Below are 13,341 nucleotides of genomic sequence, written 5' to 3'. Positions count from 1 at the left end.
GAAGTATTTTAAGATCCAAATGTCATTGATATTCCATTCTAATCAGCGGCATCTCTTTGCAGCAACCTTCCTATCTGCGCTATAGTTATGTTGATTTGGTTCGTTAGCATCGTCTGATAACGACCAATCAGCAATTGATCTGTCAAAGTGAGCGACTGGTCCTTCGCTTTCGCCGCCGCAAAGACATCGTCTTGCTGCAACGATAATTGACTTCGCTCTGTTTGGATTAACCAGCGTTCTCGCCAGAACAAGTTCGCAAGCCTTTCAACAAGTAGGATTTGCGTTTTCGAACGTGGGCCATACTCTTCCATGAGACTGTTTAGCATGCGTTCGTAGATTTCATTCTCTTCTACGTCGGTAGTGACCCGTTGACTAAGAACACCGTGCTGATGCGAGTTGCGACTGCTGATCGCTCGTCCCTCGGGAGTTCGAGGGCCGGTGCTTAGTTGCGCGTTGCGCCGATTTGCCGCGGCCTGTCGTTCGCTTGTCATTCCCTGATCTTTCTCCATGGTCCGTCTCTCGAAACGAACCCATCGTCGATTTACTGAATTATCGCAATCGTTTACGTTGCAGGCGCAGCAAGCCAATCGCTCGCTGAGTGAGGCCTAGGCGAGTGATCAACTCGAAATCCGGTCTACTTGATGTTCACTGTTGTTTATCGGCCGACATAGGCCCACCAGACTGAACAGCAGCATCTCAGTGCGCAACAAAAAAGCCCGCCGTTTCCGGCGGGCTTTTATATGCCTCTGGAGGCTTCGATGGTGGGCGTAGCAAGGATTGAACTTGCGACCCCTACGATGTCAACATAGTGCTCTACCACTGAGCTATACGCCCGCACCAACGGCGCCCCTTTGCGGGGCAGGCCGGCCCTTTAGCGAGCCTGGGAAAGCCGCGCAAGGGCCTATTGTCGACTTATTGAAACTGGGCGCTGATGCGGTCGTCGAGGACCCGTTCAACCTCGAGAACGAGGTCGCGTAGATGGAACGGTTTGGACAGCACCTTGGCGTTCGGCTGCTCGCGGCTGGCCTTCAGTGTCACGGCCGCGAAACCGGTAATGAACATGACCTTGGTGTCGGGGCTGATCTCGTTGCAACGCTGCGCGAGTTCGATGCCGTCCATCTCGGGCATGACGATATCTGACAGCAGCAGATCGTAGCCCGTCTCCTTCAGCAACGGGAGGGCCTCGGTTCCGCGATCGACCGCATCGACGGCGTAGCCGGCATTGACGAGCGCGCGTTCGAGATAGACGCGCATCGCATCGTCATCCTCGGCAAGCAGGATTCGCTGGTTCGGTGTTGCATTCATGGATGCGTGCATAACGCACGAGCTTTAAAAAACCATGTATCGGAAACGAGTATTGTTAACGGCGCCGGGGCGAGATGGTGGCTTCGGGCACGTCCTGACAGTTTATCGGGGACGAGTGCCCGACAGCGTCGAAATTCCGCGCTTGCCTAATCGCCGCGATCGCACGAACGTGGGGTGATGGTACATACGTCGGCAGCAGCGCAGGAGCGCCTCCAGCCCCTTACGGGCGGACGCATCCCGGAGAACGACGGGCCATCATACCGCCTGTGGCAGCGGGAAGGGGGGCAGTTACCGGTTCTGATCGCGGTGCCGCATAGCGGACGGTGCTATCCTGCTTTTTTGCTCGCAGCGCTACGCCAGCCCGAACGCGCCAGCCTGCGCCTGGAAGACCGCCATGTCGATGCGCTTGCCCTGCCTGCAGCCGAGACGACGCAAACCAGTCTTCTGCTGGCCGATGCACCCCGAGCGATGATCGACCTCAACCGGTCGGCGGACGATATCGATTGGGGCATGGTTCGCGGGCCCAAGCCGCGCATGACACGTCATTCGCTTGCCAACCGGCGTTCACGCAATGGGCTCGGGCTGGTGCCCCGGCGGCTTCCGGGTATGGGCGAAATCTGGCGGCGAGCGCTCGATCGGAGCGAGCTCGATAGCTGGATCGCGGGGATCTATCATCCCTACCATGCGGCTCTGAGCCATGAACTCGAGCGCTTGCGCGACCGGTGGGGCACGGCGCTGCTTATCGATCTGCATTCCATGCCGCCCTTGCCCAAAGCGCATCCGCACGATCAGCCGGCCGAGTTCGTAATCGGCGATCGGTTCGGCGCGTCGTGCGAACCGGGGCTGGTCGATCTTGCGATCAGGTATTTGGCGAACAACGGCCGCCGGGTGGCGCACAACCGGCCCTATGCGGGAGGATATGTTCTCGACCGCTACGGACAGACGGCACGCGGTATTCATGCGATCCAGATCGAGGTCTGTCGCAGTACCTATCTCGATGCACGCTTGGACCAACCAAGCGTGCGGGCAGGGGCAATCGCGAAGCTCCTGTCGGGCCTGATACGCACGCTCGGCACCGAGGCGGCGCTGATGGGCAACTCCGGCGTCGCGGCGCAAGCTGCGGAATGACCCAGAAAAAACCACCCCACGCAAGTGCGCAGGGTGGCCAAGGTTCAGGGAGGAATGCACTCGCGTGCATTACCGGACGAGCGATGAGGGAAAGCGTCGTCCGGCACAGGAAAAATGGGTTCGGGCGGTTTTGGTTTCAAGAGGCGGCCTGCCGTGAAAGCGTCACGGTTGAGCGCAGGATCAGGAGGCCGTCGCCGGGGCGGGTCAGCGCCTTGGCTGCGCGATCAACAGCAGCGCATCGCCGTGCAGCATATCTGAGCGCGGACCGTGAACAACAGCGCATTCGCCAACGGCCAAGTCTTCCTTTCCTATGGCGACCGTTCCCGAGAAGGGAATGAATAAAGCCGGGTGATCGGCAAGCCCAGGGAAGGGCGCTTCGCCGCTGCAGCGCCAGTAGAACAGGTCGAAATGCGGCCCGTCGACAAGTTGGCCGGCGTCACCATCGATTCTGCTGCGCAGCGAAGCCGGGTATGGGGCTGTGTCAGCGATTTCGACGCCGCGGTCGAGATGGAGTTCGCGTGGCCGGCCGTAGTCGAACAGGCGAAAGGTAATATCGTTGTTCTGTTGCACCTCGATAAGACTCACCCCGCCGCCAATGGCGTGGACGGTGCCGCCCGGGATATAGAATGCATCTCCCGGATAGACTTTGTGCCAGTCGAGCAGATCGATAATGCTACCATCCAGCGCGGCCGCTTGCATGTGCTCAGCACTGATCTTTTCGCGAAACCCGGCCGCAATCCTCGCGCCCGGTTCGGCATGAGTGATGACCCAGCATTCGCTTTTTCCAGTGGTGCCGAGGCCCAATGCTCGTGCCTGCTCATTCGTGGGGTGAGCCTGAACCGACAGTCTTTCGCTGGCAAAAATGTATTTCGCCAAGAGCTGGTCTAGATCGCGTGTCGGTTCGAACCAGACCTCTCCAATTGGTTTCTGAAACGAGTGACCAAACAGCGGCGGAAGTCGCGAAACACCCCATACTTTTTCGACGAACCGGGTTCGGAGCTTCTGGATCATGAATTCCTGCAACGGCTTGCCTCGCCGATCCGTTGGGCAGCGTTGCGCGCCACGACAAGAACATCGTCGCCGTCGACAACCACCACGGTGTCGTCCGCGCCGATTAACGTGACATGCGGACCGTCGCTGTCGATCATGGAACCTGTCGCGCCCAGGATCTCACCGGGTCCGACGACGACGTTCGGCTCGTTGGCGGGGTTTCGTTCGCGCAAGAGCGCATCCCAATTGCCGATGTCGGACCACCCCATGGAAACATCGATCATCGCGGCGCGGCCGGTGTTCTCCATAACCGCGTAGTCGACTGACTCCGCAGAGATCGTTGCAAAGCAATCGGCGTCGGGGCGGATGTCACTGCCGGATCTCACGCCCTTTTCAAGGGCTGCTGCAGCCGCCATAGCAATTTCCGGTCGATGCTTTTCCAACTCATTGAGGTAGGTTCCGGCCTTGAAAGCGAAAATGCCGCCATTCCAAGCGTATCCACCGTCCGCCAGGAAACCCAGCGCCGTTGCCAGATCGGGCTTTTCGACGAAACTCTGCACTTCGTACCCGGCGCCGAGGGGAGGGCCGCGGTGTAGGTAGCCATACCCGGTTTCCGGCGCGGTGGCTTCGATCCCGAACGCCACCAAGTGATCTTCGCTCGCCAGTTCCGCAGCTGCGCCTGCCGCGTCCCGAAATGCCTGCGGATCGACGATGTGATGGTCGCTCGGGCATACCAGCATAATTTCCTGCGGCTCCAAGGCCATTGCTGCAAGAGCAATTGCCGGCGCTGTATTGCGACCCATCGGCTCGACGACGAACTGTGCATCTGGCGCGATCGCCGCTGCCTGTGGTTTGGCGAATTCAAGGTGATGCTCGCCAATGACCACGATCGGAGCGGAAAACAGATGCCGGTCTTTGCAGCGTGAAAGGGTGGCTTCGAAGAGTGTTTTTGAACCCAACAGCGGAATAAACGGCTTCGGTTTGCTGGCACGGCTTCGCGGCCATAGGCGGGTTCCACTGCCCCCGCACAAGACAACAGGTACGATTGTCGGCACGCGCATCGCCTCCCCGCGATTGGAAGGGATTGATGTGGCAGACCCGAGGTTCTCTGAAAAGGGGGAGCCAGGCCTTTACGCCAAGGAGATATTGCTAATTCGCCTCGTGCGGAATTTCCAGTTCGGGAACGAAGCCCGTTTGCCAATCGGCCAGGCCCGCTGGGTGGGACTGTGCAGCCTCGGCGATTTTCGCCAGTTCGGCTTCGATGAATTCGACGCGTTCGTCCCAGCCGTCATGCGTACGCTTGCGGAAGATCCAGCCGCCATGCTTCGGGCCCCAGGTCCGCATGAAACGGACCGCGGCTGCGGGATCGTAGCCGGCATTGTGCAGAAGCCACGGCATTAGCCGGTCGGCATCGCGCTCGGAGAGCCGGACGAGTTTCCTTTTCCAGCCGATTTCGGCGAAAGTCTGCGGATGGCGCAGGATGTTATGCGCCATTTCGTGCGCTATCGCGGCCGCGAATGACGCTTCTTCATACGCGAGGCCCGGAAAGTTTTCCCCGACCAGTACACGCTCGCCGTCGGCCGCCGCGCTGCTCTTGGAATCAACGAGCTCGAACCGCGTGGGGCAGGCCGGGACCCCGGTGATCGAAGCCGCCAGCGCCGGCGTTTCGGCGCGGCTCAAGGAGAGATCCAGCGTTCCCCGGGATAGCGCATCATCGATTACGTCCCGCAGCGCGGTGACACGCTGCCAGCGGGGATCGGTCAGTGGCCATTCGGTTTCGATCGTGCGGCCAGCGATAGCGAGGATCGTGTCATTCTGCCGAATGCCTGCGGCGTCAGCCGGAGAGAGCGGCGCAACCGCCTGCACGCCGATATCGCCGAGCAGCCCAAACTGCCGGCGCACTGCGGCGGGATCACTGTAACTGCCTGCATCGTGAATCAGGAGGCCGGAAACCCTCACCGTCTGGTCGCAGAATGCCGCGTTCGCGGTAGCCAGACGGTATCCGACCCGGAAGAGCCGATCCTCGCTGCGCTGAAAGGTTTCGAGAGGTTCGGGCGGGTCGCTACCGTCCGCAGCCGCCGAAGCCATGCTCCCGGCCATGCCCAGAGCGAGCGCGGCGACTATCGTGCGCATGCGCGCAAATCGAGGCACGGGAGCGCGAGCCGGAGTGGTGCGCGCTCCCGTACTCGAATGATTATGCAGTCGGGACACCGGCGGTCGCAGCATCGGGCAGGGGAACCTTGCCCTGCTGGAGCTGGCGCCCGAAAATCGTGCGCATCACGTCCATCGAGAAGATCTGCGCCCAGATCAGGGGCAGCAGGCCGCTCTCGGTCCATTTGCGCAGCTGGTCACCGCGAAGTTCGCGCAGCTTGTCCTGGTTGATCATCTGGAAGCCACGGTAGATGAAGGGCTTGTCGCTGCCCTGCTGCGTGATGGAAATCTCGCCATCCATCAGCAGGTCATGGTCCTTGAGTTCCTTCATGAAGGCCTGCGTGCGCTGACCGGCATGCTCGAACTGCTCGCAGAACTCGAGGATCTGCTTGGTGCCTTCGCTGGCTTCCCCGTTCTCGAACAGCGGCTGGCCGTCTTCGAATTCGCCGATATTCTCGGCGGTGGGATCGAAGCAGAGCGACAGTTCGTCGCTGTCCGGCTTGAGCCGTGCAAGCATGAAGGGGTAGCGGCGGACGTAAGCGGGGATGTAAACCTGTTCGGTCACCGTACCTTCGTCATCGACGAAAGTGTTTACGCCGTTGTTGAGCCCCATCAGCGCGAGCGGAACGGCATCCGGACCAGTCGAGAAAACGATCGGCAGGTCGCGCTGCGCCTGGACGAATTCATCAACCGTCAGGGGCACTGCGTGCTGGTTGGCCAGCCAAGGGGCCTTCGGCATCGGACGCGAACGATAGTTCGCATGGTCCTTGCTGTTGAGCGGCATCAGGTCTTTGAAGAACAGGGGCAGGTTGGGCTGCGGCGCGCTGGCCATGGATTTCTCCGAAATTCGATTGGATTGAGCAGCACACCCCGGGAGGATATGCGCGCGAAGCGCGGGCTTTAAGGCCTCGCCGTCTCAGGCGCAAGCGGTACGAGTTTGCCTGGGTTGAACAGCCCCTGAGGGTCGAGCGCCTGCTTGATCGAGCGCATCAGTCTGAGCGAGACAGGATCGCCGAGCCGGCCCAGTTCGTCCCGCTTCATCTGCCCGATCCCGTGCTCGGCGCTCAGCGATCCGCCATATTCGGTGACGCGGTCATGGACGAAGGCGCTGATGGCCTTGCCCTCGCGCTCTTCCCATTCGCCCGCAACGGCGCCCTCGGGCGCGAGAACATGATAATGGATATTGCCATCACCTAGATGGCCGAAACCCGCAACCAGAGTGCCGGGAAAGCGCGTCTCGATCTGCGGCGAAACCGTCTCGACGAATTCGGCCATGCGCGACACCGGAACGGAGATGTCGTGCTGCATCGCGGGCCCGATCGCACGTTCCGCCGGTGAAATGCTTTCGCGCAAGTGCCAGAAGCTTTCGGCCTGGCTTTCGTTGGCGGCGATGACCGCGTCTTCCAGCAGCTCGCGCTCCATCGCGGTTTCGAAAACCGTCTCGACCAGGGTATCGAGTCCGTCGGTGGCGCCTGCAGGTGCGACCAGTTCGATCAACGCGTACCAGGCGTGCTCGCTTTCCAGCGGGCTGCGCGTGTCGGGCAGATAGGCCAGCACCGCATTGAGGCAATGCCGCGGCAGGACTTCGAACCCCTCGAGCGCGTCGCCGGCCTGCTGTTCGCACTGCATCAGCAGTTGGCGTGCCTGGGCAATGCCGGCGAGACCGACCCACGCCACGCGCCGCTCGCCGATCGCGGGGGCGAGCTGCAAGGTGGCCGCCGTAACGATGCCCAGCGTGCCTTCCGAGCCGATCAGCACTTGCTTGAGGTCGAAGCCGCGGTTGTCCTTCTTCAGGGGCACGAGCCCGGAGAACACATCGCCGTTCGCCAGCACTGCCTCGATCCCGAGCACCTGAGCCCGCATCGTCCCATGGCGAAGGACCTGTGTACCCCCGGCATTGGTCGAGATCAGGCCGCCGACCGTGGCCGAACCCTTGCCGCCCAGCGTGAGCGGGAACCGCAAACCTTCTTTCTCCGCGGCCTCGTGCAGCGTCTGGAGGATCACGCCCGCCTCGCACGTGATTTGCATGCTGTCCTTCTCGAGGTGGCGGATTGCAGTCATTCGCCGCAACGAGAGGATAACGCTATCGCCGGTATCGTCGGGTGTGGCCCCGCCCGACATTCCGCTGTTGCCGCCTTGCGCGACGATTGGGACACCGTGCTCCGCGCAAAGCCTGACGAACTGGGCGACCTCTTCAGTCGAGGTCGGCGAAGCAAGACCGAGCGCGCGGCCGGTATAGCGGCCTCGCCAGTCGGTCAGCCACGGATCGAGCAGGTCGGGATCGCAGGTAAAGCCGCGCGGCCCCAGGAGACCAGCGGCGGCTTCGTGGAAGGTCTGGGCGTCAGTCATCGCATGTCCTCCTGCCACAATTCGCTGGCCGATTGCCACCACTTGCCAATCGAAAGCAAACAATTAAGCCCGCATTCAACCGTGAGGGTACAACCGAGCACGTGACGTACCCGCATGGTGTCCAACACGCGGCCAAGGAGCGATCGAACCCGACCGATGTCCCTGCTTTCTCCCCTCGCTGCCATGCTGATCGCATTGGGCTCGCCCCAGGGCGCCGGCGACGATGGGGTGCCCCGGCAGGCCGCCGTTCCGAGTGAAGCACCGCTTGGCGCGGCGCCGCTGGTGGGGCGGGGCTCGATATGGTCATCCGATGCTGCATCCGCCGGGAAGGCCCCTATCGCCCGACAGGTGCGGATCGAGCGCCGCGTGATCATGCGCATCACGCCGCAACCGGGCAATTCGCGCCGCGGGTTCCTGTCGCAATTGCCGCGCCAAACCGCTCCGCGCGTCGTCGAGCGGCCCCACGGTGAATGCGTCGATGCCGGCGAGATCGTCGGCGTGGCCGATCGGGGCAGTCGGCTGGTCATGTATATGCGCGACCGGCAGATCATCTCTGCCGAACTCGAAAAGGCGTGCAGCCCGCGCGATTTCTATCTCGGCTTCTATGTCGAACGCAGCCCCGACGGGCAGCTCTGCGTGAACCGCGATCGGTTGATGTCGCGCGCCGGGGCGAAGTGCCGGATTGCCGATTTCCGCCGATTGATCGCCGTCGCGGACTGACATTCGCGTCGGGTCTGCCGGGATTTCTTGACTTTTGGGCCGATTCCGGCGAATGGCGCGCCCAGCCAATGCTGCGGACGCGCGGCGACTTGTAGGCCAATGTTCCAGGGACAGTTTCTAACCGCATGACTTTCGCCGATCTCGGCCTTTCCGAAGACTTGCTCAAAGCAGTAAGCGAAGCCGGCTATACAGAGCCGACCGACATCCAGCGCGAAGCGATTCCGCCGATCCTGATGATGAAAGACATCATCGGAATCGCGCAGACGGGCACCGGCAAGACTGCCAGCTTCGTGCTGCCGATGATCGACATCATGGCCAGCGGACGGCGGCGCGCACTGATGCCGCGTTCGCTGATTCTCGCGCCAACGCGCGAACTCGCAGCCCAGGTGGCCGAAAACTTCGAGAAATACGGCAAGAACCACGATCTCAAGCTCGCGCTGCTGATTGGCGGCGTGCAGATGGGCGATCAGGTCAAGGCGCTGAATGATGGCGTCGACGTGCTGATCGCCACGCCGGGCCGGCTTATGGATCTTTTCGAACGGGGCAAGATCCTGCTCAACGGCTGCGAATTGCTGGTCATCGACGAAGCCGATCGCATGCTCGACATGGGGTTCATCCCCGATATCGAATTCATCTGCTCCAAGCTGCCCGAAGCGCGGCAGACGATGCTGTTCTCGGCGACCATGCCGCCACCGATCGAGAAGCTCGCCAAGAAGTTTCTCAACAATCCGAAGCGGATCGAAGTCAGCCGCGCGGCGACCACGAACAAGGACATCACCGCGTTCAAGGTTCCGGTAAAGGCACGGCAGAAGCGCGACACGCTGCGCTGGCTGCTGGAAAACGATCACGTCGAGACCGCGATCATCTTCTCCAATCGCAAGACCACCGTGCGCGAGCTCAACAAGAGTTTGCAGAGCTATGGCTTCCGCAGTGGTGAGATCCATGGCGACATGGACCAGTCGAACCGGCTGAAGGAACTCGAACGCTTCAAGCAGGGCGAAATCAACATCCTCGTCGCTTCGGACGTCGCGGCTCGCGGGCTCGACGTCAAAGGCGTGAGCCACGTGTTCAATTTCGACACGCCCTGGCACCCGGACGATTACGTCCACCGGATCGGCCGTACGGGCAGGGCAGGGGCCAAGGGCCGCGCCTTTACGCTAGTGGCCGAAGAAGATGCCGAAGCGATCGCCAATGTCGAGAAGCTGACCGGCGCCGAAGTGCCCGTGTTCGGCAAGAAGGACGTTCGTGTCGATCTGGTCGACACGGCAGCCGAACCCAAGCCAGCGCGCGAAGACAAGCCCGAACGCGCGGCAAAGCCCAAGCGTTCGCCCAAGCCCGACACGGACGCCGAAGCGGCCGCCGAAGAAAAGCCCAAGCGCGCTCGCAAGAAGCGGGACGATGACGAGGCACCGCGCGAAAAGCCGGCGCGCAAGGCCCGGGCTAAGAGCGAAGGGCGCCAGCAGCGCGGCGACGATGGCGGTTCGGCCCCGGCGGGCGAATGGAACGGTCCGCGCCCCGGTTTCCTGGATATTTCCGCGACCTGATAGCGATCCGGGCGTACGTGCGCCCGGCGATAATCCTCAGTCGGCCAGGCTGACGAAACTGTCGAGAACGCGCTTCTCGCCTGCTTTCTCGAATTCTATCGTCAGCTTGTTGCCTTCCTGGGCGGTCACGCAGCCATAGCCGAACTTGTCATGGAAGACGCGGGCGCCAAGCGCGATATCGCTGCGCGGCTTGGCCGCGAAGCTCGCCGCACTGCGGCCCGGTTCAGCCAGACGCTTGGGCGTCGTGTCATAACCTGACGAGAGCGCCCTTTGCCAACCGGGACCCCGCTTGCCGGACCGGTCCGGCCGGCTGGTCGAGACATGCGCGAACGGGTCGTCGGTCTCGCTCCAATTCGCCCGCCAGAGCGAGGCACCGCCGGTCATCGTGGTTTCGGACGTGATATAGTCTTCGGGAAGGTCATCGATGAACCGGCTGGGGATCGAGCTTGTCCACTGGCCGTAGATGCGGCGGTTCGCTGCATGCAATATCGTGCAACGGCGCTTGGCGCGTGTAATTGCGACATAGGCCAGCCGGCGTTCTTCCTCGAGGCTTGCAAGGCCGCCCTCGTCGATGGCGCGCTGGCTCGGGAATACGCCTTCTTCCCAGCCGGGCAGGAAGACGTGGTCGAATTCCAGCCCCTTGGCGGCGTGCATGGTCATTATGGTGACCTTCTCGCCATCGCCGGCGCGTTCATTGTCCATCACCAGACTGACATGCTCGAGGAAATCGCCAAGCGTCTCGTATTCTTCCATCGCCCGCGCGAGTTCGGTGAGGTTCTCGAGCCGCCCCGCGCTTTCGGCGCTGCGATCTTTCTGCAGCATGTCTTCGTACCCGCTTTCCGCAAGCACGCTGCGCAGCAGTTCCGACGGGGTGACCTTGTCTGCCTGTTCGCGCCAGTGAACGAACTGGCCCAGCAAGGCGACAAGGTTGTTCCGCGCCCGCGCAGGCAGTTCGTCGGTATCGCACAGGTCTAAGCTGGCAGCGGCAAGCGGCATCTGCAGCTGGCGCGCATGACGGCGCATCGCCTCGAGCGTCTTCGCGCCGAGCCCACGCTTGGGCTGGTTGTAGATCCTTTCGAAGGCGAGGTCGTCGGCCGGCTGCGCGATGACGCGCAAATAGGCCAATGCATCGCGGATTTCGGCGCGTTCGTAGAACCGGAAACCGCCGACGATGCGATAGTTGAGGCCGATCTGGATAAACCGGTCTTCGAATTCCCGCGTCTGGTACTGCGCGCGCACCAAGATTGCGATCTGGTCGAGCGGTGCGCCCTCGCTTTCCAGCCGCTCGATCTCCTCGCCTACGCGGCGCGCTTCCTCGGGCGCGTCCCATACGCCGATGATCCGCACCTTCTCACCGGGCGGCAGTTCGGTCCACAGCGTCTTGCCGAGGCGTTCGCTATTGGCATTGATCAGGCCCGAGGCCGCCGCCAGGATTTGCGGCGTCGAACGGTAGTTCTGTTCCAGCTTGACCACTGACGCGCCGGGAAAATCCTTTTCGAACTTGAGGATATTGGCGACTTCTGCGCCGCGCCATGAATAGATCGACTGGTCGTCGTCCCCCACCACGCAGATATTCTTGCGCGCCTGAGCGAGCAGCCTCAGCCAGAGATACTGGACCTGGTTGGTGTCCTGATATTCGTCGACGAGGATGTATTTGAAGCGCTGCTGGTATTGCGCGAGCACGTCGTGATGCGTGCGGAAGATGTTCAGTATGTGAAGCAGGAGGTCGCCGAAGTCGCAGGCGTTGAGCGTCTTCAGCCGGTCCTGATAGAGCTTGTAGAACTGGGCGCCGCGCCCGTTGGCATAGCTTTCATTCTCGACTGCATCGAGATCGCCGGGATTGAGCCCGCAATTCTTCCACCGGTCGAGCAGGCCGGCCAGTTGCCGCGCCGGCCAGCGTTTCTCGTCGACGTCGTTTTCCTGGATCAGCTGCTTGAGCAGGCGGATCTGGTCGTCCGTGTCGATGATCGTGTAATTGCTTTCCAGCCCGACCAGTTCGGCATGGCGGCGCAGCATTCGTGCCCCGATCGAATGAAACGTGCCCAGCCACGGCATCCCTTCAACCGCATCGCCGATATGCCGGCCCACGCGTTCGCGCATTTCGCGCGCCGCCTTGTTGGTGAAGGTGACGCAAAGAATTTCGCTGGGCCATGCGCGCCGCGTTGCGATGAGATGTGCCAGCCGTGCGGTGAGCGCCGCTGTCTTTCCGGTACCTGCCCCGGCGAGCATCAGGACGGGGCCTTCGGTGGTCAGCACCGCCTCGCGCTGGGGAGCATTCAACCGCGCCGCATAGGCGGGAATCTGCGCATCTGCGGGCGCGTCGGACGGGGTGGGGAGGTCTGTCATGGAGTTCGGAACAGCTAGGGAACGAAGCGGCGCAAGACAAGCCCCGGCCACATGGGCGCGCCGGAACCGATGACCGGGGCGCTGCGTAGGTTAGCCGTACACACCAAACAAATGGAGGAATCTCCTATGCGTAATCTGATTCTCGCCGGCGCTGCAGCGCTTGCCTTTACCGCTGTTCCGGCTGCTGCCGACGATCACATGTCGGGCGAAAGCTACAGCTGGTCCACCGAGCAGGAAGCCGCCTATGACCAGTGGCCCGCCGATCGCCAGACCGCTTATGATGCATGGCCCGCAGGCGTTCAGGAATATTACTGGACGCTGTCGCCCGTGCAGACCGAAGGCTGGTGGGTGCTGACCGACGAACAGCGGGTCGCCATCTACGAAATGGAACCGGCAACGCGCATGCAGGCGTGGAACCAGATCGCTGCCCAGATGAATGGCAATCCGGCAACTACGTCGAGTGCATCGTCGAGCGCGACCACGTCGCCCCGCTTCGTGAGCAACGCGGTGACGCAGTCGGTTCCGCCCGAATACACCCCCGCCGACAATGCAAACCTGCCGGTATGTTCGGCCATGCAGCAGGATGGGTGCATCAACAGCTGGGCCAAGAACAAGACGGGTAATCGCCCGCTCGAATACTGGCCGGGTCAGCCCGCCAGCACGATCCCCCAGAAGCTTCCCGCAACCAAGCCGGGGTCGTGAGCTGAACTGAATGCGCGTCCTGCCAGCGGGCAGGGTGCGAAGCGAATGGGTGGGACCGCCAAGGCGGTTCCGCCCTTTTCGCGTCTCAGGGATCTGCGAGGTTGGT

Annotated in this window: 12 protein-coding genes and 1 tRNA gene; 4 read left to right on the top strand and 9 right to left on the bottom strand. The window is 62.0% G+C overall.

Annotation, left to right across the window (positions count from 1 at the left end; genetic code table 11):
* Positions 1-38: 38 nt before the first annotated feature.
* From SJY12_RS04305 to cpdR, 3 genes are all read right to left on the bottom strand, one after another.
* The gene (locus SJY12_RS04305) at positions 39-509 is read right to left on the bottom strand and encodes a hypothetical protein (RefSeq protein ID WP_397506102.1); all 471 of its coding nucleotides are present in this window, start codon (positions 507-509) and stop codon (positions 39-41) included.
* 250 nt (positions 510-759) lie between these two features.
* Positions 760-834, bottom strand: a tRNA-Val gene (locus tag SJY12_RS04300).
* A 78-nt stretch (positions 835-912) separates the two neighbouring features.
* Positions 913-1,305 carry a cell cycle two-component system response regulator CpdR gene (cpdR, locus tag SJY12_RS04295; protein WP_050601063.1) on the bottom strand — a complete coding sequence of 131 codons (393 nt, stop codon included), beginning with the start codon at positions 1,303-1,305 and terminating at the stop codon, positions 913-915.
* Positions 1,306-1,482: 177 nt separating this feature from the next.
* Here cpdR and SJY12_RS04290 point away from each other — a divergent pair, with 177 nt between their 5' ends.
* Positions 1,483-2,433, top strand: coding sequence for an N-formylglutamate amidohydrolase (locus SJY12_RS04290; RefSeq protein WP_397506101.1), 951 nt, complete (start codon positions 1,483-1,485; stop codon positions 2,431-2,433).
* A gap of 204 nt (positions 2,434-2,637) precedes the next feature.
* Here the strand turns inward: SJY12_RS04290 and SJY12_RS04285 are convergent, their stop codons facing one another.
* From SJY12_RS04285 to SJY12_RS04265, 5 genes are all read right to left on the bottom strand, one after another.
* Positions 2,638-3,444 (bottom strand): class I mannose-6-phosphate isomerase, encoded by an 807-nt coding sequence (locus SJY12_RS04285; protein WP_397506100.1) that lies wholly within the window; start codon positions 3,442-3,444, stop codon positions 2,638-2,640.
* Complete coding sequence (locus SJY12_RS04280; RefSeq protein ID WP_397506099.1) at positions 3,441-4,484, bottom strand: mannose-1-phosphate guanylyltransferase; 1,044 nt, start codon at positions 4,482-4,484, stop codon at positions 3,441-3,443. Before SJY12_RS04280 ends, SJY12_RS04285 begins: the two co-directional genes overlap by 4 nt.
* An 88-nt stretch (positions 4,485-4,572) precedes the next feature.
* Complete coding sequence (locus tag SJY12_RS04275; RefSeq protein WP_230833136.1) at positions 4,573-5,556, bottom strand: hypothetical protein; 984 nt, start codon at positions 5,554-5,556, stop codon at positions 4,573-4,575.
* A gap of 61 nt (positions 5,557-5,617) precedes the next feature.
* Positions 5,618-6,406, bottom strand: a complete 789-nt coding sequence (locus tag SJY12_RS04270) for a SapC family protein (protein ID WP_397506098.1) — start codon at positions 6,404-6,406, stop codon at positions 5,618-5,620.
* 68 nt (positions 6,407-6,474) lie between these two features.
* Positions 6,475-7,923 carry an FAD-binding oxidoreductase gene (locus SJY12_RS04265; RefSeq protein WP_397506097.1) on the bottom strand — a complete coding sequence of 483 codons (1,449 nt, stop codon included), beginning with the start codon at positions 7,921-7,923 and terminating at the stop codon, positions 6,475-6,477.
* A 156-nt stretch (positions 7,924-8,079) separates the two neighbouring features.
* Here SJY12_RS04265 and SJY12_RS04260 point away from each other — a divergent pair, with 156 nt between their 5' ends.
* Both SJY12_RS04260 and SJY12_RS04255 read left to right on the top strand, forming a co-directional pair.
* Positions 8,080-8,643, top strand: coding sequence for a hypothetical protein (locus tag SJY12_RS04260; protein ID WP_397506096.1), 564 nt, complete (start codon positions 8,080-8,082; stop codon positions 8,641-8,643).
* A gap of 125 nt (positions 8,644-8,768) precedes the next feature.
* A complete protein-coding gene (locus SJY12_RS04255) occupies positions 8,769-10,187 on the top strand; it encodes a DEAD/DEAH box helicase (protein ID WP_397506095.1) in 1,419 nt (472 codons plus the stop codon).
* A gap of 36 nt (positions 10,188-10,223) precedes the next feature.
* Here SJY12_RS04255 and SJY12_RS04250 read toward each other — a convergent pair whose 3' ends face one another.
* A complete protein-coding gene (locus tag SJY12_RS04250) occupies positions 10,224-12,533 on the bottom strand; it encodes an ATP-dependent helicase (protein WP_397506094.1) in 2,310 nt (769 codons plus the stop codon).
* Between the two features lie 126 nt (positions 12,534-12,659).
* On the opposite strand from SJY12_RS04250, the gene SJY12_RS04245 reads away from it, so the two are divergent.
* On the top strand, positions 12,660-13,235 hold the full coding sequence (locus SJY12_RS04245; protein ID WP_050601073.1) for a hypothetical protein: 576 nt from the start codon (positions 12,660-12,662) through the stop codon (positions 13,233-13,235).
* The last annotated feature ends 106 nt before the right edge of the window (positions 13,236-13,341 follow it).

The organism is Qipengyuania sp. R86523, assembly GCF_044596365.1.
Classification (GTDB): domain Bacteria; phylum Pseudomonadota; class Alphaproteobacteria; order Sphingomonadales; family Sphingomonadaceae; genus Qipengyuania; species Qipengyuania citrea.
This window is presented reverse-complemented; position numbering and strand designations above follow the sequence as displayed.